The sequence below is a fragment of the Streptomyces sp. GQ60 genome (assembly GCF_059758875.1).
Genome location: NZ_JCAXEG010000004.1, coordinates 369,819 through 391,753, shown reverse-complemented (window position 1 = coordinate 391,753; position 21,935 = coordinate 369,819). Strand labels below are relative to the sequence as shown.

General features: G+C 71.2%; 16 protein-coding genes and 2 tRNA genes. 4 read left to right on the top strand and 14 right to left on the bottom strand.

The window, feature by feature from the left end; all coding sequences use genetic code 11:
• Nucleotides 1-77: 77 nt before the first annotated feature.
• Complete coding sequence (locus tag AC6CKD_RS13215) at nucleotides 78-2,726, bottom strand: valine--tRNA ligase (protein ID WP_498327340.1); 2,649 nt, start codon at nucleotides 2,724-2,726, stop codon at nucleotides 78-80.
• Between the two features lie 127 nt (nucleotides 2,727-2,853).
• On the opposite strand from AC6CKD_RS13215, the gene AC6CKD_RS13210 reads away from it, so the two are divergent.
• Nucleotides 2,854-3,828: a hypothetical protein gene (locus AC6CKD_RS13210; RefSeq protein WP_498327339.1), complete on the top strand. Its 975-nt coding sequence runs from the start codon at nucleotides 2,854-2,856 to the stop codon at nucleotides 3,826-3,828.
• 295 nt (nucleotides 3,829-4,123) lie between these two features.
• Here the strand turns inward: AC6CKD_RS13210 and clpX are convergent, their stop codons facing one another.
• The 5 genes from clpX to AC6CKD_RS13185 form a co-directional block, all read right to left on the bottom strand.
• A complete protein-coding gene (gene clpX, locus AC6CKD_RS13205; RefSeq protein WP_327252747.1) occupies nucleotides 4,124-5,410 on the bottom strand; it encodes an ATP-dependent Clp protease ATP-binding subunit ClpX in 1,287 nt (428 codons plus the stop codon).
• A 153-nt stretch (nucleotides 5,411-5,563) separates the two neighbouring features.
• Nucleotides 5,564-6,214 carry an ATP-dependent Clp protease proteolytic subunit gene (locus tag AC6CKD_RS13200; RefSeq protein ID WP_498327338.1) on the bottom strand — a complete coding sequence of 217 codons (651 nt, stop codon included), beginning with the start codon at nucleotides 6,212-6,214 and terminating at the stop codon, nucleotides 5,564-5,566.
• A gap of 107 nt (nucleotides 6,215-6,321) precedes the next feature.
• A complete protein-coding gene (locus tag AC6CKD_RS13195) occupies nucleotides 6,322-6,939 on the bottom strand; it encodes an ATP-dependent Clp protease proteolytic subunit (RefSeq protein ID WP_250739480.1) in 618 nt (205 codons plus the stop codon).
• A gap of 308 nt (nucleotides 6,940-7,247) precedes the next feature.
• Nucleotides 7,248-8,642, bottom strand: coding sequence for a trigger factor (gene tig, locus AC6CKD_RS13190; protein ID WP_498327336.1), 1,395 nt, complete (start codon nucleotides 8,640-8,642; stop codon nucleotides 7,248-7,250).
• 187 nt (nucleotides 8,643-8,829) lie between these two features.
• A tRNA-Pro gene (locus tag AC6CKD_RS13185) sits at nucleotides 8,830-8,906 on the bottom strand.
• 190 nt (nucleotides 8,907-9,096) lie between these two features.
• On the opposite strand from AC6CKD_RS13185, the gene AC6CKD_RS13180 reads away from it, so the two are divergent.
• A tRNA-Gly gene (locus AC6CKD_RS13180) sits at nucleotides 9,097-9,167 on the top strand.
• Between the two features lie 174 nt (nucleotides 9,168-9,341).
• Here the strand turns inward: AC6CKD_RS13180 and AC6CKD_RS13175 are convergent.
• The 6 genes from AC6CKD_RS13175 to AC6CKD_RS13150 all read right to left on the bottom strand — a co-directional run bounded on the left by AC6CKD_RS13175 (nucleotide 9,342) and on the right by AC6CKD_RS13150 (nucleotide 17,484).
• Nucleotides 9,342-9,536 (bottom strand): hypothetical protein, encoded by a 195-nt coding sequence (locus AC6CKD_RS13175; RefSeq protein ID WP_250739483.1) that lies wholly within the window; start codon nucleotides 9,534-9,536, stop codon nucleotides 9,342-9,344.
• A gap of 130 nt (nucleotides 9,537-9,666) precedes the next feature.
• Complete coding sequence (locus tag AC6CKD_RS13170) at nucleotides 9,667-10,122, bottom strand: HD domain-containing protein (protein ID WP_498327335.1); 456 nt, start codon at nucleotides 10,120-10,122, stop codon at nucleotides 9,667-9,669.
• Complete coding sequence (locus AC6CKD_RS13165) at nucleotides 10,119-11,531, bottom strand: pyridoxal phosphate-dependent decarboxylase family protein (RefSeq protein ID WP_498327333.1); 1,413 nt, start codon at nucleotides 11,529-11,531, stop codon at nucleotides 10,119-10,121. The genes AC6CKD_RS13170 and AC6CKD_RS13165 overlap by 4 nt, the downstream gene beginning before the upstream one ends.
• Nucleotides 11,532-12,012: 481 nt before the next feature.
• Nucleotides 12,013-14,448, bottom strand: coding sequence for an ABC transporter permease (locus AC6CKD_RS13160; RefSeq protein WP_498327576.1), 2,436 nt, complete (start codon nucleotides 14,446-14,448; stop codon nucleotides 12,013-12,015).
• Nucleotides 14,448-15,347 carry an ABC transporter ATP-binding protein gene (locus tag AC6CKD_RS13155; RefSeq protein WP_498327332.1) on the bottom strand — a complete coding sequence of 300 codons (900 nt, stop codon included), beginning with the start codon at nucleotides 15,345-15,347 and terminating at the stop codon, nucleotides 14,448-14,450. The genes AC6CKD_RS13160 and AC6CKD_RS13155 overlap by 1 nt, the downstream gene beginning before the upstream one ends.
• Nucleotides 15,348-16,338: 991 nt before the next feature.
• Nucleotides 16,339-17,484 (bottom strand): SpoIIE family protein phosphatase, encoded by a 1,146-nt coding sequence (locus AC6CKD_RS13150; protein WP_498327331.1) that lies wholly within the window; start codon nucleotides 17,482-17,484, stop codon nucleotides 16,339-16,341.
• A gap of 116 nt (nucleotides 17,485-17,600) precedes the next feature.
• On the opposite strand from AC6CKD_RS13150, the gene AC6CKD_RS13145 reads away from it, so the two are divergent.
• A complete protein-coding gene (locus tag AC6CKD_RS13145; RefSeq protein WP_498327330.1) occupies nucleotides 17,601-18,836 on the top strand; it encodes a GNAT family N-acetyltransferase in 1,236 nt (411 codons plus the stop codon).
• A 48-nt stretch (nucleotides 18,837-18,884) separates the two neighbouring features.
• On the opposite strand, the gene AC6CKD_RS13140 is transcribed toward AC6CKD_RS13145, so the two are convergent.
• Nucleotides 18,885-19,691, bottom strand: a complete 807-nt coding sequence (locus AC6CKD_RS13140) for an Fpg/Nei family DNA glycosylase (protein WP_498327328.1) — start codon at nucleotides 19,689-19,691, stop codon at nucleotides 18,885-18,887.
• A 79-nt stretch (nucleotides 19,692-19,770) separates the two neighbouring features.
• On the bottom strand, nucleotides 19,771-20,256 hold the full coding sequence (locus tag AC6CKD_RS13135) for a ribose-5-phosphate isomerase (RefSeq protein WP_470750401.1): 486 nt from the start codon (nucleotides 20,254-20,256) through the stop codon (nucleotides 19,771-19,773).
• Nucleotides 20,257-20,476: 220 nt separating this feature from the next.
• On the opposite strand from AC6CKD_RS13135, the gene AC6CKD_RS13130 reads away from it, so the two are divergent.
• On the top strand, nucleotides 20,477-21,916 hold the full coding sequence (locus AC6CKD_RS13130; RefSeq protein ID WP_498327327.1) for an amino acid permease: 1,440 nt from the start codon (nucleotides 20,477-20,479) through the stop codon (nucleotides 21,914-21,916).
• Nucleotides 21,917-21,935 lie beyond the last annotated feature (19 nt).

Below are 21,935 nucleotides of genomic sequence, written 5' to 3'. Positions count from 1 at the left end.
GGCGGGGAACAGATACCGCGAAGGCCCCCGCGTCGACCGACGGCGTGGGGGCCTTCGCTTGCGTCCTACGGGCGCCGTCAGGCCTCGGGGAGCGCCTGGAGCTGGGCCTGGAGGCGGGTGATGTCCGCCTCGGCCTTGGACAGCCGGCCCTTGATCTTGTCCACGACGTTGTCGGGGGCCTTGGCGATGAACGCCTCGTTCCCGAGCTTCGCCTCGGCCTGCTGCTTCTCCTTCTCGGCGGCGGCCAGGTCCTTGCTCAGCCGCTTGCGCTCCGCCGGGATGTCGATGGTGCCCGACAGGTCGAGCGCGACGGTGGCGCCGGCGACCGGCAGGGTCGCGGTGGCGCTGAAGGCGTCGCCCTCGGGCTGGAGGCGCAGCACCTGGCGGATGGCGGCCTCGTGGGCTGCCAGCGTGGTGGCGGACAGGTCCAGGCGGGCCGGGACCTTCTGCTTGTCGTCGAGGCCCTGCTCCTTGCGGAACCGGCGGACCTCGCGGACCAGGGCCTGGACGCCCTCGATCTCGGCCTCGGCGGCCGCGTCGCGGAAGCCGCCCGGGGCGTCGGCCCCGGGAACGGACACAGCCTTCGGCCAGTCCGCGATCACGAGGGACTCGCCGCCGGTCAGCGTGGTCCACAGGGTCTCGGTGACGAAGGGGACCACCGGGTGCAGCAGGCGCAGCATGACGTCGAGGACCTCGCCGAGGACCCGCGCGGAGGCCTTGGCCGGCTCGCCGCCCGCGAAGAAGGTCGTCTTCGACAGCTCGACGTACCAGTCGAAGACCTCGTCCCACGCGAAGTGGTAGAGCGCCTCGCTGAGCTTCGAGAACTGGTAGTCCTCGTAGAAGGCGTCGGCCTGCGCGACCGTCTCGTTCAGCCGGGACAGGATCCAGCGGTCGGTCGCCGACATCTCCTCGACCGACGGCAGTTCGCCCTCGATCGTGGCCCCGTTCATCATCGCGAAGCGGGTGGCGTTCCAGATCTTGTTGGCGAACTTGCTGGAGGCCTGGACCCAGTCCTCGCCGATCGGGACGTCGACACCCGGGTTGGCGCCGCGCGCCAGGGTGAAGCGGACCGCGTCGGAGCCGTACTTGTCCATCCAGTCCAGCGGGTTGACCGCGTTGCCGAAGGACTTCGACATCTTCTTGCCGCGCTCGTCGCGGACCATGCCGTGCAGGGCGATGGTGTGGAACGGCGGGGTGCCGTCCATCGCGTACAGGCCGAACATCATCATCCGGGCGACCCAGAAGAAGAGGATGTCGTAGCCCGTGACCAGGACGGCGTTCGGGTAGAACTTCGCCAGGCTGTCGGTCTGCTGCGGCCAGCCGAGCGTGGAGAACGGCCACAGGCCGGAGGAGAACCAGGTGTCCAGGACGTCCGTGTCCTGGGTCCAGCCCTCGCCGGTCGGCGGCTGCTCGTCGGGGCCGACGCAGACGATCTCGCCGTTCGGTCCGTACCAGACGGGGATGCGGTGGCCCCACCAGAGCTGGCGCGAGATGCACCAGTCGTGGAGGTTGTCGACCCAGTCGAAGTAGCGCTTCTCCATCTCCTGCGGGTGGATCTTGACCTGGCCGTCGCGGACCGCGTCACCGGCGGCCTTGGCGAGCGGTCCGACCTTGACCCACCACTGGAGCGACAGGCGGGGCTCGATCGTGGTCTTGCAGCGCGAGCAGTGACCGACGGAGTGCGTGTACGGGCGCTTCTCGGCGACGATCCGGCCCTCGGCGCGCAGCGCGGCGACGATGGCGGAACGGGCCTCCAGCCGGTCCAGGCCCAGGAAGGGGCCGTGGACGGTGATGACCGCGTGCTCGTCCATGACGGCGAGGTTGGGCAGGCCGTGGCGCTGACCGATCTCGAAGTCGTTCGGGTCGTGCGCCGGGGTCACCTTGACGGCGCCGGTGCCGAATTCGGGGTCGACGTGCTCGTCGGCGACGACCGGGATGCGGCGGCCGGTGAGCGGCAGCTCGATCTCGGTGCCGACGAGGTGCTTGTAGCGCTCGTCTTCGGGGTGGACGGCGACGGCCGTGTCGCCCAGCATCGTCTCGGCGCGGGTCGTCGCGACGACGATGGAGGCGTCGCCCTCGCCGTAGCGGATGGAGACGAGCTCGCCCTCGTCGTCCTGGTACTCGACCTCGATGTCGGAGATCGCGGTGAGGCAGCGGGGGCACCAGTTGATGATGCGCTCGGCCCGGTAGATCAGCTCGTCGTCGTAGAGCTTCTTGAAGATGGTCTGGACGGCCTCGGACAGGCCCTCGTCCATGGTGAACCGCTCGCGCGTCCAGTCGACGCCGTCACCGAGCCGGCGCATCTGGCCGGAGATCTGGCCGCCGGACTCGCCCTTCCACTGCCAGACGCGCTCGACGAAGGCCTCACGGCCCAGGTCGTGGCGGGACTTGCCCTCCTTGGCGAGCTCGCGCTCGACGACGTTCTGGGTGGCGATGCCCGCGTGGTCCATGCCGGGCTGCCACAGGGTCTCGTAGCCCTGCATGCGCTTGCGGCGGGTGATGGCGTCGATCAGCGTGTGCTCGAAGGCGTGCCCCAGGTGGAGGCTTCCGGTGACGTTCGGCGGCGGGATGACGATGGCGAAGGGAGGCTTGTCGCTCTTCTCGTCCGCCTCGAAGTACCCACGCTCTACCCAGCGCTCGTAGAGCTTCCCCTCTACATCGGCCGGCGCGTACGAAGTCGGCAGTTCGGAGTAGGGGCTGCTGGGTGTCTGCGTGTTCTCGGTCACGGGGCACAGTTTAGAGCGGTAACAGTCCAGTCATGAAACCGGCTTTCCCAGGACCCGGCGCCCTGAGCGCCTCCGGCTTCCGCCAGGATGTGTGGGACGCATAAACAACCTCATGGGGGGACGCGGGATGAGCTACAACCAGCCGGGGCCGTACGGGGGCCAGCAGCCGCAACAGCCGGGGCCTTACGGGCAGCAGCCGCAGCAGCCCGGACCCTACGGACAGCAGCCGCAGCAGCCCGGACCTTACGGACAGCAGCCCGGCGCGCAGCCCGGCTACGGGTACCCGCAGCAGGCCCCCCAGGGAGTTCCGCAGCAGGGTTACCCGCCGCAGCAGCAGCCCGGCTTCCCCCAGCAGGCCCCGTACGGCGGCTACCAGCAGCAGCCTCCGTACGGCGGCGGGATGCCCCCGCAGCAGAAGAAGTCGAAGGCCGGCGTGATCATCGCGGTGGTCTTGGCGGTGGCCGTGATCGGCGGCGGCGGCTGGTACTTCACGCAGGGGGGCGGCGCCTCGGGCTCGATCTCAGCCGACACCAAGGGTTACAAGCTGGTCGCCCCGGAGACGGTGGATGACTTCAAGAAGGACCCCAAATACAAGGACACACCCCTCTCCGACAAGGACAAGTCGGAAGCCGAGGCCGTCGGCGTCAAGAACCCCACCAAGGTGGCTCAGCAGTACCAGGCCGGCGACCCGAGCAACCCCCTGACGGCGAAGGCTCTGAACTTCTCTGGTCTCTACGGCGAGATCGCCGACCCGGAGAAGGCCGTAGATGCCTACTTCGCCACGGCCAAGCTCAACGCCAGCAAGGACAAGTCCACTTCGGTGGAGCTGATCGGCCACCCCGAGGCGATGACCCCGTCGGGCTTCAAGGGGGCGGTAATGAAGTGCCAGGAGATGAAGTTCACCTCATCGGGCACGAGCACCACGGCCAAGGGACCGAAGGAGTTCACGCTGCCGGTCTGCATCTGGGGTGACTACAGCACCTTGAGCGTAGTCAGCGCGACGGACCTGGCCTCGGTGCTGGCCGGCAAGCCGGGCTACACCCTGGAACAGACCGCCGCACTCACGGCAAAGGTCTACAACACTGCCCGCGTCAAGGCGTGATCAGGCCGGCGGTCGGCGGGCAGTGATGCCGTGCCGACCGCGGCCGTATCACCACTGTGCCCGCACACACGCGTTGGCGGCATAGGGGTCTTTAACTCCTATGTCGAGCAGGCCGAAGTAACAGTTGCTGTAACCCACGGGGCCCCACGCGATGCTGAGACAGGTCTACTCCAGGGAATGACCACCGCACCAGAAGTCGTCGAACACGCGTCCTAATGTCGGCCAGAGTTGCCTTGAATGCGTTGGGGGGCGCCCCGAGCTTCCGGGCGCCCCCCAAACGTGCATCGACTGCCTGTTACGCCGACTTCTCGTGCGGGCCCTGGTCCTTCGGGACGATCCGCGGGACCAGCGTCGGGTTGACGTTGGAGCGGACGACGTCCGAGGTGATGACCACGCGGGCCACGTCCTTGCGGGACGGGACCTCGTACATCACCGACATCAGGACCTCTTCCATGATGGCGCGCAGGCCGCGCGCGCCGGTCTGGCGGAGGATCGCCTGGTCCGCGATGGCTTCGAGGGCCTCGCGCTCGAAGTCCAGCTCGACGCCGTCGAGTTCGAACAGCCGCTGGTACTGCTTCACCAGGGCGTTGCGCGGCTCGATGAGGATCTGGAGCAGGGCCTCGCGGTCCAGGTTGTGCACGGAGGTGATGACGGGCAGACGGCCGATGAACTCGGGGATCATCCCGAACTTCACCAGGTCCTCCGGCATGACCTCCTGGAACTGGTTGCTCGCCTCGATTTCGCGCTTCGAGCGGATGGTCGCCCCGAAGCCGATGCCCTTGGCGCCGGCGCGGGATTCGATGATCCGCTCCAGGCCGGAGAAGGCGCCGCCCACGATGAACAGCACGTTCGTCGTGTCGATCTGGATGAATTCCTGGTGCGGGTGCTTGCGGCCGCCCTGCGGCGGCACGGAAGCGGTGGTGCCTTCCAGGATCTTCAGGAGGGCCTGCTGCACGCCCTCACCGCTCACGTCGCGCGTGATCGACGGGTTCTCGCTCTTGCGGGCGACCTTGTCGATCTCGTCGATGTAGATGATCCCGGTTTCGGCCTTCTTGACGTCGTAGTCGGCCGCCTGGATCAGCTTGAGCAGGATGTTCTCGACGTCCTCGCCGACGTACCCGGCCTCCGTGAGCGCCGTCGCGTCCGCGATGGCGAACGGAACGTTGAGCATGCGGGCGAGCGTCTGGGCCAGCAGCGTCTTGCCCGAGCCCGTGGGGCCGAGCAGGAGGATGTTGGACTTCGCGAGTTCGATCGCGTCGTCCTTGCCCTGCGCGCCGCCGTTCTCACCGGCCTGGACGCGCTTGTAGTGGTTGTATACCGCGACGGAGAGCGCCTTCTTCGCCGGCTCCTGGCCGACGACGTAGCTCTCCAGGAACTCGTAGATCTCACGGGGCTTGGGAAGTTCTTCCCAGCGGACCTCGGAGGTCTCCGCGAGTTCCTCTTCGATGATCTCGTTGCAGAGGTCGATGCACTCGTCGCAGATGTACACACCGGGTCCCGCGATGAGCTTCTTCACCTGCTTCTGGCTCTTTCCGCAGAACGAGCACTTGAGCAGGTCGCCGCCGTCACCGATGCGTGCCACGAGGTGCTTCCCCTTCGCCTGGGAGACGCCTGGTTCAGCGCTCCTGGTGCCTCATATCCGACGGTACCTTGCCGGGGGCCCCGTGCGGGGCCCCCTTGACGTGGTTCACATCGCCCAATCCGGCGAGGTGCCCGCGTCAACTGGCGGCAAGGATCAGTTCGAAGTCTTGCGGGTCGCGACGACCTGGTCGATCAGGCCGTACGCCAGCGCGTCCTGAGCCGTCAGGATCTTGTCGCGCTCGATGTCGTCGCGGATCTTCTCGATCGGCGTCGAGGAGTGCGTGGCCAGCATGGTCTCCAGCTGGTCGCGCATGCGCAGGATCTCGTTGGCCGCGATCTCCAGATCGGAGAGCTGCTCGCGGCCGGTACCGCCCGAGGGCTGGTGGATCAGCACGCGGGCGTTCGGCAGCGCCATGCGCTTGCCGGGCGCGCCGGCGGCGAGCAGGACCGCGGCGGCGGAGGCCGCCTGGCCCATGCAGACCGTCGAGATGTCCGGCTTCACGAACTGCATGGTGTCGTAGATCGCCGTCAGCGCGGTGAAGGAGCCGCCGGGGCTGTTGATGTACAGGTAGATGTCGCGGTCCGGGTCCATCGACTCCAGGCACAGGAGCTGCGCCATGACGTCGTTGGCGGAGGCGTCGTCGATCTGCACGCCGAGGAAGATGATGCGCTCCTCGAAGAGCTTCGCGTACGGGTCGTACTCGCGGACGCCCTGCGAGGTGCGCTCCACGAAGCGCGGGATGACGTAGCGGTTGTCCACCGGCGCGCCGGTGTAGAGGCCGCTCGCGGGAGAGAGGTTGTTCATGTGCATCTGGGTGTTCACCGTCCTGGTGGCGTTCTGCGGGCTGAGGCTTGCCTGGTGCGGGCGGGCGTACGAGCTCCCCTGCGGGATCCCGTACGCCGGGGCCGGGATCAGGCCCCGGTGCCGCCGCCGCCCGGGACCAGCGACGCGGCGGAGATGATCTCGTCGATGAGGCCGTATGCCTTGGCCTCTTCCGCCGTGTACCAGCGGTCGCGGTCGCCGTCGCGGATGATCGTCTCCACCGTCTGGCCGGAGTGGTGCGCGGTGATCTCAGCCATGCGCTGCTTCGTGCGCAGCAGGTACTGGGCCTGGATCTTGATGTCCGAGGCGGTGCCGCCGATGCCGGCGGAGCCCTGGTGCATCAGGATGTCGGTGTTCGGGAGCGCGAAGCGCTTGCCCGGGGTGCCGCCGGTGAGCAGGAACTGGCCCATGGAGGCCGCCATGCCCATGCCGATGGTGACGACGTCGTTCGGGATGTACTGCATGGTGTCGTAGACCGCCATGCCGGCCGTCACCGAGCCACCGGGGCTGTTGATGTACAGGTAGATGTCCTTCTCCGGCTCGGCGGCCAGGAGCAGGAGCTGCGCGGTGATCTTGTTGGCGATGTCGTCGTCGACCTGCTGGCCGAGGAAGATGATGCGCTCGCCGAGCAGCCGGTTGTAGACATGGTCGCCGAGGCCGCCACCGATGGACGGCTCACCCGCGGCGTAAGGCTTCAGATTCGTCACGTATCCACCTGCTCGTCTCCGACGGCCATGTGCCGTCTCAGCGTCTCGTTCTGGGGCGCGGACCTGCCGTGCGGACGATGTCCGCCGACGTCGGGTACTCCCGTGCCCTCGTATTCATGGACCCTAACGCGCAGCTAGGACAACGCCATCCCGCTTCCCGAACTGTTCGCTCGGAGCGCAAGGTCAGAGCCCCCTCACAGAGGGTCTCCGGGAGGCCTTCCGCGGGAAGGCCGAAGGGCCCGGACGCGATGGCGTACGGGCCCTCCGGGCCGTGCTCTGGTGCTGCTCAGCGGGGGTGGCCCCGGCTGTTACTTGGCTTCGTCGGCCGCGATCTCGCCGTCGGCCTCGACCGCGTTCTCGACGGTCTCGGCAGCCGTCTCGAGCTCGTCCTCGTCGTCGGAGAGGTCGACGACCTCACCGTTGGTGTCGGTGACCTTGGCGGCCTCGACGACGGCCGCGAGGGCCTTGCCGCGGGCGACCTCGCCGACGAGCATCGGAACCTGGCCACCCTCGACGACGGCCTGGGCGAACTGGTCGGGGGACATGCCGGAGGAGGCGGCGCGACGCATGAGGTGCTCGGTGAGCTCCTCCTGGTTCACGTTCAGCTTCTCCTTGTTGACCAGCTCGTCGAGGACGAACTGGGTCTTGATGCCCTTGATCGCCTGCTCGGCGGTCTCGGCGTCGAACTCCTCGACCGTCTTGCCCTGGATCTCCAGGTACTTCTCGATGGTGAGGCCCATCTGGCCGAGCTGGTGGTGCTCGAGGTTGTGCTTGCGGGTCTGGACCTCGTCCGCGAGGAGCTTCTCGGGGATCGGGACCTCCACGAGCTCCAGCAGCTTCTCCAGGACGCGCTCCTGGGCCTGCGTGGCCTGGTCGTACTGCTTCATGTTCTCGAGGCGCTTGCGGCTGTCGGCCTTCAGCTCGTCGAGGGTGTCGAACTCGCTCGCCATGCCGGCGAACTCGTCGTCCAGCTCCGGCAGCTCACGGGCGGAGACCTTGGTGACCTTGACGGTGACCTCGGCGTCCTTGCCCTCGGCGGAGCCGCCCTTCAGCTGGGAGGTGAAGGTGGCCTCGCCACCGGCCTCCAGGCCCTTGACGGCCTCGTCGATGCCTTCGAGAAGCTCGCCCGAGCCGATGGTGTAGGAGACGTCCTGGGCGACACCGTCCTCCAGCACCTCGCCGTCGACCTTGGCCTCGAGGTCGATGGTGACGACGTCGCCGTCCTCCGCCGCGCGCTCGACGTCCTTGGTGGACGCGAAACGGCCGCGCAGCTGCTCGACCGACTTCTCGACGTCCTCGTCCGAGACCTCGACGGCGTCCACGGTGACCTCGATGCCGGAGTAGTCCGGGATCTCGATCGCGGGACGGATGTCGACCTCGGCGGTGAAGGCCAGCAGTTCGCCGTCCTTCAGCTCCGTGATGTCGACGTCGGGCTGGCCCAGCGGGTTCAGGTCGGCCTCGTTGACGGCCTCGGTGTAGAACTTCGGGAGGGCGTCGTTGACGGCCTCCTCCAGCACCGCACCGCGGCCGAAGCGCTGGTCGATGACGCGGGCCGGGATCTTGCCCTTGCGGAAGCCCTTCACCGTGACCTGCTGGTTGATCTTCTTGTAGGCCGCGTCGAGGCTGTCCTTGAGCTCCTCGAAGGGCACCTCAACAGTGAACCGAACCCGAGTCGGGTTCAGGGTCTCCACGGCGCTCTTCACGGTTCGGTCTCCTTGTGGCTGACTGCTGGGGGTCTCTGCTCATCGCCGCGGTCTAGCGGTTCTCAGCGGATCGGGCCCGGTACATCAGACACACGGGCACGCAGCTTGCATAGTAGCCGCAAGCGGCAATCAGCCCACAACGCGATCATCGACGCGGTCTCCGAGGAGGATCGCGCGATCCTCCTGCTGGTCGGGGTGGCCGGATTCGAACCGACGACCTTCCGCTCCCAAAGCGGACGCGCTACCAAGCTGCGCCACACCCCGTCGGTGCGACACGTAGGGTACATGCCCGAAGACCCTCCGCCGTGCGGAGTTACGGCGAAAGGCACGCCCGGGTGCGGCCGCGCCGGGGGCGCCACGGTCCGCGGGCGCGAAATAGACGTGTGCGATCCCCCGCCGGAACCCGCTAGGATGCTGTTCGTGCCGCGGTCCCCGGACCTGCGTCGCACGTGCTGCGGGTGTAGCTCAATGGTAGAGCACTAGTCTTCCAAACTAGCTACGCGGGTTCGATTCCCGTCACCCGCTCAGAGACGCAAAGGGCCAGGTCAAAGGATGTTTCCTCGACCTGGCCCTTCGTCGTTCCCGGGGTCCGTGATCAGCCCTCGGCATCCCCGGCGTGCCCTTCGCCGCCGCTGCGTACGCCGGGTTTCCCCGGACCTGGCCCTGATGAGGTCGGGGGACCGTCCGGGGGGCCGGGGGTCAGAGTTTGATGCCCGCGATCGTGTCCGCGAGGGAGTTCAGGAAGCGGTTGACGTCCGGGGCGATGGAGCTGGACGCGAGGAAGAAGCCGAAGAGGACCGCGACGATCGCGGGGCCGGCCTTGAGGTGGCCTCCGCGGACGAGCACCACCAGGATGATCGCCAACAGGACTACCACTGACAGCGAAATGGCCACTTCTGATCACACCTTCGGTCGTCCCCTGGTCGGCCCGGGGCGCGGCCGTGCGCACCCCCACATGGTCCATCCTCCCACCAACACGCCCCGGCTATCCGCCTCGTGACGAAGAGACGGTGGCGCTTTTGCGTCAGGGGGCGGTGAGGCCGAGGAGCGAGCGGACGTATGCGTACTTTCCGGACAGCCGGTCCCGGGTGGGGGCGTCGAGGACCGCGAGGCGGGCGGGGTCCGCGTTGTGGGCCAGGTCGGCTTCCTTGACCAGGAGGGCGCCGGGGGTGGCGAGGATGCGGGCCGCGTACGCCTCGACCGGTTCGCCGGAGCGTTTGGTGACGGCCAGGACCATGTCCTTGACGGACTGCGGGAGTCCGGCCGATTCCAGCCAGTCCGGGGTGAGGGCTTCGTCCTCGATCGCGTCGTGGAGCCAGGCCGCCGCCTGCTGTTCGGCGGTGCCGCCGCGGGCGCGGACGCCCTCGGCGACTGCGGCGAGGTGTTCGGCGTACGGCCGGCCGGCCTTGTCGGTCTGGCCCTGGTGCGCGGCGCGGGCGAGGGCCTCGACCTCGATGAGGGTGAGTGGGCCGATGGTCATCCGAGCTCCTTCGCCGCCGTGTGGAGGGCCTGCGCGATCCGGCGCACGTCTGCTTGTGTGGTGCGCCAGTTGGAGAACGCCGCGCGCAGGGCGGGGGTTCCCGCGTACGTCGTGGGGGTGACGAACACCTCGGGTCCGGCCGCTTCGCGCAGGGCCGTGAGGCGGGCCGGGGTGGGGGCCTGAGTGAGGGTGAAGCAGACGACGTTCAGGCGGACCGGGGCGAGGACCGTGAAGTACGGGTCCTGCGTGAGGGTTTCGCCGAGCGAGCGGGCGCAGGCGATGTCCCGTTCCACGATCTCGCGGTGGCCGTCGCGGCCGTAGGCGCGCAGCGTGAACCAGGCGGCGAGGGCGCGCAGCCGGTGGGAGTTCTCCGGGGTGAGGTGCACCAGGTCGGGGTCCTCGCCGAGCGGGCCGAGGTAGGCGGCGGCGTTCTGGAACACGCGGGCCTGGAGGTCGCGGCGGCGGGTGAACTGGACGGCGCTGTCGTAGGGGACGTTGAGCCACTTGTGCAGGTCGACGCAGACGGAGTCGGAGGCGTCGAGGCCGTCGGTGAGATGGGCGTGCTCCGGGGAGAGCGCGGCGAAGGCGCCGAAGGCGGCGTCCGTGTGCAGCCAGAAGTCGTGGCGTTCGCGGAGGGCGGCGATGGCGCGGAGGTCGTCGAAGTCCACGGTGTTGACGGTGCCGGCGTTGGCGACGACCACGGCGGGGCGGCCGGGCGCGTCGGCGAGGGCCCGGTCCAGGGCGGCCGGGTCGACGGCCTCGCGGCCGGGCAGGGTCGGTACGGGGACCAGGGCGGCGCGGCCTAGTCCGAGGACGGAGAGTGCCTTGGCGATGGAGGAGTGCGGGGCGCCGGAGAGGACGCGGACCGGGCCGAGCGCGGCCGCGCCGTCCTCGGCCGGGGAGACGCCGAGGCGTTCGCCGAGCCATTCGCGGGCGATGGCCAGGCCGGTGGTGTTGGACATCGTGGCGCCGCTGACGAAGGTGCCGGTGTGGGCGGCGGAGAGCTGGAAGAGCTCGCGGAGCCAGCTGACGGTTTCGCGTTCGAGGTCCTGGCCTCCGCCGTCCAGGGCGGAGTTGGAGTTCTGGTCGTGGACCGAGGTGAGCCAGTCGCCCGCGAGGGCGGCGGGGGTGGCGCCGCCGGTGACGAAGCCGAGGTAGCGGGGGCCTGCGGAGGCCGACAGGCGCGGTGCCCAGCGCTCCGCGAAGTCCGTGAGGGTGGCGTCGGTGCCGGTGCCGTGTTCGGGGAGCGGTGGGGTCGGCTCCGGCTGGGCGGGCGGTGCCGGTGCCGGTACGGGTGCCGGTACGACGGGACGCGCGTCCAGCGCTGCGAGCGTCGCGGCGGCGGCGTCGCGGGTGGCGTCGAGGAGCTCGGGGAGGCGGGCCAGATCGGCGGCGAGGGTGCGGTCCATGGGGGCACGGTATGCGCCGCCGGGTCTGGGCGGACGGGCCAATCGGGAGCGAGTGGCCGATGTCGCCGGCGGGCCGGCTGGCCGCCGGTCGGCTGCACGGTGTCGGGGCGTGCCGCTGCCTGCACGGTGTCGGGGTGTGCCACTGCCTGCACGGTGCCGCTGCCCGGGCCGGCCGGGAGCACGGTGACGGCTCGGCGGCCGGGGCGGGTGTACGGCGTCGCCGCGCGTGGGGGCGCCCTGCGGGGCGAAGTCCCCTACCCGCCCTTCCACCCGTTCCCCGGGCTCCGCCCGGACCCCGCGCCTCAAACGCCGGCGAGGCTGGGGTGACGGTCGGCGCACGTGTGGGGGGCGCCGGGCGGAGCGGTGAGGCTGTGGGGTGGTCACGGGACGGCCGGAGCGGTGAGGCTGCGGGGTGCTCGCCGCACGTGTGGGGGGCGCCGGGCCAAGCGGTTCGGAGTGTGCGGGTTCGGGATGGGCGGCGTCAGGGGTGGGTGAGGCGTAGGGCTCGGCGGGCCGGGAGGGCGGTGGCTGCCAGGGTCAGGGTGAGGGCGGCCGTCGCGAAGGAGGCGTAGAGCAGGGGCGGGACGTAGGGGGCGGTGCCCGTCATCGCCTTCGTCAGGGGGGTCAGGGTGGCCAGGGCTATCGCCGAGCCGAGGGCGATGCCCGTGCCGCCGACCAGGAGGGCCTCCCAGTAGAGCATCCGCAGGATCTGGCGGCGGGTGGAGCCGATCAGGCGGAGCAGGTGGAGTTCGCGGCGGCGGTCCAGGACGGTCATGACCAGGGTGTTGGCGGCGGCGACGGCCGCGAAGCCGCCGAGGACGGCCGCCATGGTGGTGTTGGCCCAGGCGTTGAGCCGGCGGTCCACGCTCTGCTCGGAGGTCCAGGCGGCGGCGGACAGGACGGGGCCGAGGCCTTCGGGGGCCGGGCCGCGGACCAGGAGTTCCGTGGGGCGGCCGGCGGTGGTGTGGCCGGCCAGGTCGGTGGCGGGGAGGGTGACCTCGCCGAGGCCGAGGCCGCGGGTGTAGACGGCCACGATCTCGGGGGTGACGGGGGTCCCGTCGGGCAGCCGCAGCTCGATCCGGTCGCCCGTCTCGGTGTGGGTGGCCTCGGCCAGGGTGCGGTCGACGGCGACCGTGCCGGCGGCGAGGCGGGCGAGGTCCCCCGAACGGACGCCCAGGTCCTGGACCTTGGTCAGGTCCCCGGTGACGCCCTGCGCGGAGGCGGTGTGGAAGGTCCGGTCGCCGCCGGAGCCGACGATGGTGAGGACGGCGGTACGGGTGAGGGCGACGGCCCCGTCCGCGACCGCCCGGTCAACGGCGGCGGGGTCGACGGTCGCCCGGTCGGCGGCCGCCCGGTCCGTGCCGCCGTGCGGGTCGGACCCGCCGAGGGACACGACGTGGTCGGCCAGGAGTCCGGCCTCCTGCTGCTGCCGTACGGCCCGGTCCTCGCTGGTGTGGAGGAAGACCAGGGTGGAGGAGAAGGCCATGGCGAGCACGATCGGGGTGATGGCGGAGGCGAGACGGCGGGCATGGGTACGGGAGTTGGCGGCGGCCAGCTCGCCGGACGCGCCGCCCGCCCGCAGCGGGAGCCCGAAGAGGCCGGCGCAGGCGCGGGCGATCAGCGGGCCGAGCAGGGCGACGGCGAGCATGAAGAGCATGACGACGCCGAGGGCGGCGTTGGCGGCGTCCGGGCCGCTGCTCGTGGCGGCCAGGGTCGCGCAGGCGGCGCCGCCGGCCAGGGCGGCGAGGCCGAGCGGGGTACGGATCCACCCGGGCCGCAGGCGTTCCACGGCGGCCGCGGCGAGGGCCCGGCCGGGACGGATGCGCGCGGGGCGGCGGGACGCGGCCCAGCCGGCGATCAGGGCGGCGGCCAGTCCGAGACCGACGGCGCTGACCAGCGGGATCCAGGAGACGACGAGGTCGATCCCGGCCGGGACGGCGCCCTTCGCCTTGAGCTGCCCGAACCACCAGGCGGCGAGCGCGATGCCGGGTACGCAGCCCAGTGCGCCCGCGACCGGCGCGACGAGCAGGGCTTCGGTGGCGACCGTACGGCGGATCTGGCGCGGGGTGGCTCCGACGGCGCGCAGCAGGGCGAACTCGCGGGAGCGCTGCCCGACGGAGAGGGCGACGGTGCCCGCGGCGGTGAAGACGGCGACGAGCGTGGCGATCCCGCCGAAGGAGCCGCCGAGGCCGGTCAGCACCTCCTGGGCACCCGCGAGCCCCCGGTCGAGCGCGCGGGCGTCTCCGGTCAGCACCTGGGCGCGGCCGTCGACGGCCGCCCGGGCCCGCGCCGCGTCGACCCCGAACAGCACGATGGCGTCGAGCGCCTCGGGGTGCCCGGACAGGGTGCGCGCCTCGGTGTCGGCGAACCACGCTCCCGCCCGGTCGGCGCGCCCGACCACCCGGAACTCCCGCGGCCCGGCGGGGGTGTCGAGCGTGACCCGGTCAGGGCCGTCGGCCCCGCCCAGGACGACTTCGCCCAGGCCGGCCGGGGCGCGGCCCGCGCGCAGCTCCGTAGGGCTGAAGGCGGTGGAGCCCCAGCCGGAGGCGTCGAGCGGGCGGCCCGCTCCGTCCCGTACGGGGAACACCACGTCGGGCACCGCCCGCCCCAGCGGAGCCAGTCGCTCCAGCAGCGCGGCGTCCACCCGGGCGCGGTCCGGGAGCGGGGCGGAGATCTCGTAGGCGCCGTCGCCGCGGCCCATCCGCAGGTGGGCCTGCTGATCGGCGGCGACGACGACGGGGGCCTGGGCGTACCGCGTCGGCGGGGTGCTCGCGCGGGCCCCCGTCTCCAGCAGGATCCCGCAGGCGGAGACGATGCCGACGGCCAGGAACAGGGCGACGAAGGTGCCGGCGAAGGCGGCGGGCCGGAACCGGAGCACGGCGCGGGCCAGGCCGTTGGAACGGGGGCGGAGCGACATCATGCGGCTGCTCCCGCGTGCCGGGGAGCGGCGGATCCGGCAGGTGCGGCGGTCGCGGTCAGCGCCGTCAGCGCCGTCATGCGGGTGGCGATCGTGGCGGCGGAGCTGCGCGGGAGCCGGTCGGCGATGAGGCCGTCGGCGAGGAAGAGCACCTGGTCGGCGTGGGCGGCGGCGGCCGGGTCGTGGGTGACCATGACGACGGTGGCGCCGAGGTTGTCCACGGCGCTGCGGAGCAGGCCGAGGACCTCCGTGGCGGTGGTGGTGTCGAGGGCACCGGTGGGCTCGTCGGCGAAGACCACGTCGGGGCGGGTGACCAGGGCGCGGGCGATGGCCACGCGCTGCTGCTGGCCGCCGGAGAGTTCGGCGGGGCGGCGGCGGCCCTTGCCCTCCAGGCCGACCCGGGCGAGCAGGTCGGCGGCGCGGGCCTGGCCCTGGGAGGCGGTGCGGCCGCCGGCCAGCCGCATGGGGAGGAGGACGTTCTGCTCGACGGTGAGGGAGGGGAGGAGGTTGAAGGCCTGGAAGACGAAGCCGAGGCGGCTGCGGCGGAGTTCGGTGAGTTCGTTCTCGTTCATGCCGGTGATCTCGGTGCCGCCCAGGCGGACGGAGCCCTCGGTGGGGAGGTCCAGGCCGGCGGCGCACTGGAGGAACGTGGACTTGCCGGAGCCCGAGGGGCCCATCACCGCGGTGAAGCTGCCGCGGGGCAGGCTGAGGTCGATGCCGCGCAGGGCGTGTACGGCGGTGGCGCCTCTGCCGTACTGGCGGCGGACCGAGCGGAGTTCGACGGCGGCGGTGGCGTCGTGCGATGCCCCGGCCGGGGGGCTGGGGCGGCTCGGCGGCCCGGCCTGCTGCGTCCGCTGCGTCTGCTGCTCGGCCTGCCGCTTGCTGCGCCGGAGCCTCATGGTGTGCCGCCTTCCGTGCCGGTCGACCACCCGGTGGTGATCGTGTCTCCGACGCTACGGAGGGCGGGCGGATCGCGACCATGGCGGAGGCAGGCGGACCGGGGGTGGGGTAAACCCGACCCCGCCGGTCGGGGGCGGGCGGTGCCGGCCATGGCGAGCGGTGCCCTGCGGGGCGAAGTCCCCTACCCGCCCTTCCACCGTTCCCCGGGCGCTGCCCGGACCCGCGCCTCAAACGCCGGCGGGGCTGGGGTGCGTACCCCGGGCGCTGTCCGGACCCCGGACCTCAACGCGCGGCTGGGGTGCGTACCCCGGGCTCTGCCCGGACTCCGGTCCTCAAGCGCCGGACGGGCTGGGTAGGGGTACCGGGCTGCGCCCGGACCCCCTGGGGCTCCGCCCCAGACCCCGCGCCTCAAACGCCGGCGGGGCTGGGTTTGGCCGGCGCTGGATCGCACGTGTGCGCAGCACCCCGTGTGCTGGATCGCCCGCAGGCAACTCCCGCCATACCCAGCCCCGCCGGCGTTTGAGGCGCGGGGGTCCGGGGGCCGGCCCCCGGGAACGGCGCCGCACCCGGCAACGGGTCCGGGGCGCAGCCCCGGGGAACGCGCGAAGGGCGGGTAGGGGACCCAGCCCCGCAGGGCCCACCCAGCCGCACCCGCCCACCGGCCTCACGCCGGTACGGCAGTGGCGAGCACCCCGACCGGCCACCGCCGGACGGAGTCCGGCGCAGCGACGCGAAGCCCAGGAGGCCCGCCAGGGCCGAGTGGCGCGAGCGGCGCATCGAAAAGGTGCCCGGCGCCGCGCGGCGAAGCCGTAAGGCCCCCAAGGGGCCGCACCGCGCGAGCAGCGCGTCGAAAAGGTGCACCGCGCGAGCGGCGCGAAGCCGGGGAGGCCGGCCAGGGCCGCACCGCACGAGGGGTGCGTCGAAAAGGTGCCCGGCGCAGCGCGGCGAAGCCGGTAGGGCTCCCAAGGGGCCGCACCGCGCGAGGGTGCGTTAAAAGGGTGTTCGGCGGATGAGGAGGAGGGCTCGGTCGTCGTTGACGTCCTTGGCGACCTTTTCGATGAGGTGCCAGGTCGCCCCCTCCCAGCCGGCGGCGACGTAGCGGTCGGCCTCGCCGGTGAGGCGGTCGATGCCCTCGCTGATCTCGCGCTCGGCCGTTTCGACCAGGCCGTCGGTGAAGAGCATCAGGACGTCGCCGGGGCGGAGGTTGCCGCTGGCGGGGGTGAATTCGGCGCCGTCGTAGACGCCGAGGAGGGGGCCCTCGCCGGTCATCTCCTGCCAGCGGCCGGTGCCGGCGGAGAGCTGGAGGGCGGGCAGGTGGCCCGCGGAGAGGAGTTCGTAGTCGCCGGTCTCCAGGTCCAGGACGAGGTGGATGGAGGTGGCGAAGCCCTCGTCCCAGTCCTGGCGGAGCAGGTAGCCGTTGGCGGCGGGCAGGAAGCCGTGTGGGGGGAGCGCCCCCAGGAGGCCGCCGAAGGCACCCGAGAGGAGGAGGGCGCGGGAGCCAGCTTCCATGCCCTTGCCGGAGACGTCGGTGAGGACGATCTCCAGGGTGCGGCCGCCGTTCGTGCGGGCGGCGACGACGAAGTCGCCGGAGAAGGACTGTCCGCCGGCCGGGCGCAGGGCCATCTCCCGGTGCCAGCCGCGCGGCAGGGCGGGCAGTTTGCTCTGGACCCGGATGCGTTCGCGCAGGTCGAAGAGCATGGTGCCGCCGCGTCGCCAGGGCACGCCGACGCGGCTGCGGAACTGGGCGATGACGAGGCCGAAGAAGCCGCAGGCGGCGACGACCAGGACCGTGCCGGGGGTGACCCTGGCCGGGCCCTGGGTGTACGGGCCGAGGACGAGGGCCTCGACGATGAGCGCGGCCGCGGAGGCCGCGTACAGGGCGAGCAGGCTGGCGGGGCGCAGCAGCAGGCCGCCGGCGACGATCGGCAGGACGAGCGCGGCGGGCGAGAACCACACGGGCAGCATCAGCGTGCCGAAGGCGATGGCCGGGATGGTCAGGAGCAGGCCGCCGAAGGCGAGCCAGTCGGAGCCGTCGCCGCGGAAGTAGTCGACGGCGGATTTGCGCAGAGCGGTGCGTGCCCGGTGCCACATCATGCGGGTCCGGGCCAGGAGGGACTCCACGCGTGCTCCGGCCATTGCTTCGGGACCCTATCCATCCTGGCTGTGCGCGCGCAGGGGTACCCCCGGAGACGGGCACATCGGCGACCGAAAAGAGATCGACCGGGACGGATTGCCCTGATAGGGATGGCCGCATGGCTCTTGAGACGCGCGTATTGCAGGCTGATGAGTGGGATGTCTGGTACGACCAACTGGAACTGGCGTTCGGCGGGGTGCCCGAATCCCCCGAGGAGCGGGAGCTCTACAGGTCGCTGACGGAGCCGGAGCGCTCCCTCGGCGTCTGGGACGGCGGGACCTGCGTCGGCTCGGCCGGGGCCTTCTCCTTCCGGGTCTCCGTGCCGGGCGGGGCGCTCGTCCCCGCCGCCGGGGTCACGATGGTGGGCGTCTCCCCCACGCACCGCAGGCGGGGTGTGCTGACCTCCCTGATGCGCCGCCAATTGAACGACGTCCGCGAGGGTGGTGAACCGGTCGCCGTGCTGACGGCCTCGGATCCGGCGATCTACGGGCGCTTCGGCTACGGCACGGCCGCGTACTCGATGTCGGTGGAGATCGACACGACCCGCGTACGGCTCTCCGTGCCGCCGGCAGCCGACGACGTACGGCTGCGGCTGGTCGATCCGCTCAAGGCCCTGGCCGACTGCGAGCGGGTCTACGCGGCGCTGGTCGCGGGCCGGCCCGGGATGCCGGCCCGGCAGCCGGGCTGGGAGCTGCAGGCGCTGCTGGACCCGGAGTCCTCGCGGGGCGGCGGGTCGCCGCTGAAGTGCGTGGTCGCGGAGCGGGCGGACGGCGAGGTGGTCGGGTACGCCCGCTACCGGGTCAAGCCCGAGTGGGACCTGACCGGTTCGGACGGCCGGGTGGACGTGGCGGACCTCGACGCGCTCGACCCGGCGGTGTACGCGGCGCTGTGGCGGTACGTGTGCTCCATCGACCTGACCTGGACCGTACGGGCCGTCAAGCGGCCGGCCGACGATGCGGTGCTGCACCTGGTCACCGATGTCCGGCGGACGCGGGTGCGGCTGCGCGACTCGATGCACGTACGGCTCGTGGACCTGCCGGAGGCGCTGGCCGCGCGGGGCTACGGGGCTCCGCTGGACGTGGTGCTGGAGGTCGAGGACGCGTTCTGTCCCTGGAACGCGGGGCGCTGGCGGCTGACCGCCGGCGCGGACGGGGCCGCGAGCTGTACCCGGACGGAGGACCCGGCCGACCTGGAGCTGTCGGTGCGGGAGCTGGGCGCGGCGTACCTGGGCGGGGTCACCCTGAACTCACTGGCCGCGGCGGGGCTGGTGCGCGAGGTGCGGCCTGGCTCGCTGGCCCGTACCTCCCGCGCCTTCGCGGGAGACGTCGCCCCTTGGCTGCCGCACGGGTTCTAGGCAGCCCCGCGGCACCCGGCGGCCCGGCCGGATGCCGCGTTCACGCGCCTAGCGGGCCTGGCACCCCGGGCACCAGAAGAGGTTGCGGGCGGCGAGACCGGCGGTGCGGATCTCGGCCCCGCAGATGTGGCAGGGCATGTGGGCCCTGCGGTAGACGTACACCTCGCCGCCGTGGTCGTCCACCCTCGGCGGGCGGCCCATGGCCTCGGGCAGGTGCTCGTCCCGGACGGTGTCGATGCGGTTGTTGCGCACGCCCTCGCGCATGAGCAGCACCAGGTCGGCCCAGATCGCGTCCCATTCGCCCCGGGTGAGGTCCTTGCCCGGGCGGTAGGGGTCGATGCCGTGCCGGAAGAGGACCTCGGCGCGGTAGACGTTCCCGACGCCGGAGACGATCTTCTGGTCCATCAGCAGGGCGGCCACGGTGGTGCGGGAGCGGGAGATCCGGGCCCAGGCGCGGTCGGGGTCGTCGGCCGGGCGCAGCGGGTCCGGGCCGAGCCGGTCGTGTATCGCCTTCTTCTCGCCCTCGCCGATGAGCGCGCACGCGGTGGGGCCGCGCAGGTCGGCGTAGTGGTCCTCGTTCAGCAGCCGGAGCCGGACCGTTTCCGTGGCAGGAGGGGCCGGGGCGGGGCCGAAGCCGAGTTTCCCGAAGAGGCCGAGGTGGATGTGGATCCAGGCGTCGCCGAGTTCGAGGAACAGGTGCTTGCCGTGCGCCTCGGCGGATTCCAGCTCGCGGCCGTCGAGCAGGGCGGCGCTCTCGGCGAACCGGCCCTGCGGACTGCTCACCCGGACCGGCCGGGCGGCGAAGCGCTCGGTGTGGTCCTCGGCGAGGCGGTGGATCGTATGCCCCTCGGGCACGGCGGCACTCCTCGGAAAGCGGACGGGAAAAGAAAAACCGGCCGCGCCGCCTCTGGAGGCGGCACGGCCGGACGCGGGATCAGCCCTGCGGGTGGTGGGCCGGGATCGGGGGGAGCTCGCCGGTGGTCTCGTAGGCGGAGAGCATGTCGATCCGGCGGGTGTGGCGCTCCTCGTCGGAGTACGGGGTCTTCAGGAACGCGTCGATGAAGCTGACGACCTCGTCCTGGGTGTGCATGCGGCCGCCGACCGAGATGACGTTGGCGTTGTTGTGCTCACGGCCGAGCTCGGCGGTCTGGACGCTCCACGCGAGGATGGCGCGGATGCCCTTGACCTTGTTCGCGGCGATCTGCTCGCCGTTGCCGGAGCCGCCGATCACGATGCCGAGGCTGTCGGCGTCCGCGGCGGTCTTCTCCGCCGCGCGCAGGCAGAACGGCGGGTAGTCGTCCACCGCGTCGTAGATGTGGGGCCCGCAGTCGACGGGCTCGTGGCCGTTGTTCTTGAGCCAGTCCACCAGGTGGTTCTTGAGCTCAAAGCCGGCATGGTCGGATCCGAGGTACACGCGCATGGTCCGAGTGTGGCACGAGCCGGGCCGGGGACCCGCCGCGGGGTGTCGCGTAAGTCACTTCTAAAGCTCAAGTAAACCCAAAGAACGCAGATGGGACACCGCGGGACCGAGGTCCTGGACGTTCGTCCCGCCGCGACGATCCGGATTGGGGTCTTCCGCCCTGCGTTCATCTCGGGTTTGAATGCCGGGGCTCGCCACCCGAGAACCTAAGGATCCGTCCATGAGCTCCACGACGACCCTTCAGAAGGAAGGCGCCCCCACCGGCAATCCCGGTGACGGCCAGCCCTCCGACGGTCTGAAAGCCGGTCTCAAGAACCGCCACCTGTCCATGATCGCCATCGGCGGCGTCATCGGCGCCGGGCTCTTCGTGGGCTCCGGCGGCGGTATCGCCAAGACCGGTCCCGCCATCCTGCTGTCCTACGCGCTGGTCGGCGCGATGGTCGTGTTCGTGATGCGGATGCTGGGCGAGATGGCTGCCGCCAGCCCGAACTCCGGCTCCTTCTCCGCGTACGCCGACCGGGCGCTCGGCCGCTGGGCCGGCTTCTCCATCGGCTGGCTGTACTGGTTCTTCTGGGTCGTCGTCCTGGCCGTGGAGGCCACCGCCGGCGCCGTCATCCTCGAAAGCTGGGTCCCGGCCGTCCCGCAGTGGGCCTGGGCGCTGATCGTGATGGCCGTGCTGACGGTCACCAACCTCGGCTCGGTCGCCTCGTACGGCGAGTTCGAGTTCTGGTTCGCCGGCATCAAGGTGGTCGCGATCAGCGGCTTCGTGATCATCGGCATGCTGGCCGTCTTCGGCGTGCTGCCGGGCTCGGACAACCCGGGTGCGGGCTTCGCCCACCTCACCGACACGGGCGGCTTCATGCCGAACGGCTGGGGCTCGGTCCTCACCGGTGTGCTGATGGTCGTCTTCTCCTTCATGGGCAGCGAGATCGTGACGCTGGCCGCCGGCGAGTCCGAGGACCCGCGCCGCGCGGTCACCAAGGCCACCAACTCGGTGATCTGGCGCATCGGCGTCTTCTACTTGGGCTCGATCTTCATCGTGCTGACGCTGCTCCCGTGGAACGACGCGTCGATCGTCGAGAAGGGCTCGTACGTCGCCGCCCTGGACTCGATCGGCATCGCGCACGCCGGCCAGATCATGAACGTGATCGTCCTGACGGCCGTGCTGTCCTGCCTGAACTCGGGCCTGTACACCGCCTCCCGCATGGCCTTCTCGCTGGGCGAGCGCGGTGACGCCCCGAAGGCCTTCGCCAAGGTGAACAAGAGGGGAGTGCCGACGGCGGCGATCCTCGGCTCGGTCGTCTTCGGCTTCCTCGCCGTCTACTTCAACTACGCCTTCAAGGACACGGTCTTCAGCTTCCTGCTGAACGCCTCGGGCGCGATCGCGCTGTTCGTGTGGCTGGTCATCTGCCTGACCCAGCTGCGGATGCGCGGGATCCTCATGCGCGAGGCCCCGGAGAAGGTGACGGTGAAGATGTGGTTCTTCCCGTACCTGACCTGGGCCACCGCCGCGATGATCACCTTCGTCCTCGGCTACATGATCTACGACAAGGACAACCGCGAGATCGTCCTGCTGTCGCTGCTGGTCGCGGCCGTGGTGATCGCGATCGGCGTGGCACGCCAGCTCCGCCGCAAGGCCGCCCTGAAGGCCTCCGCGTAGCACGTCGGAAAGACGCGCC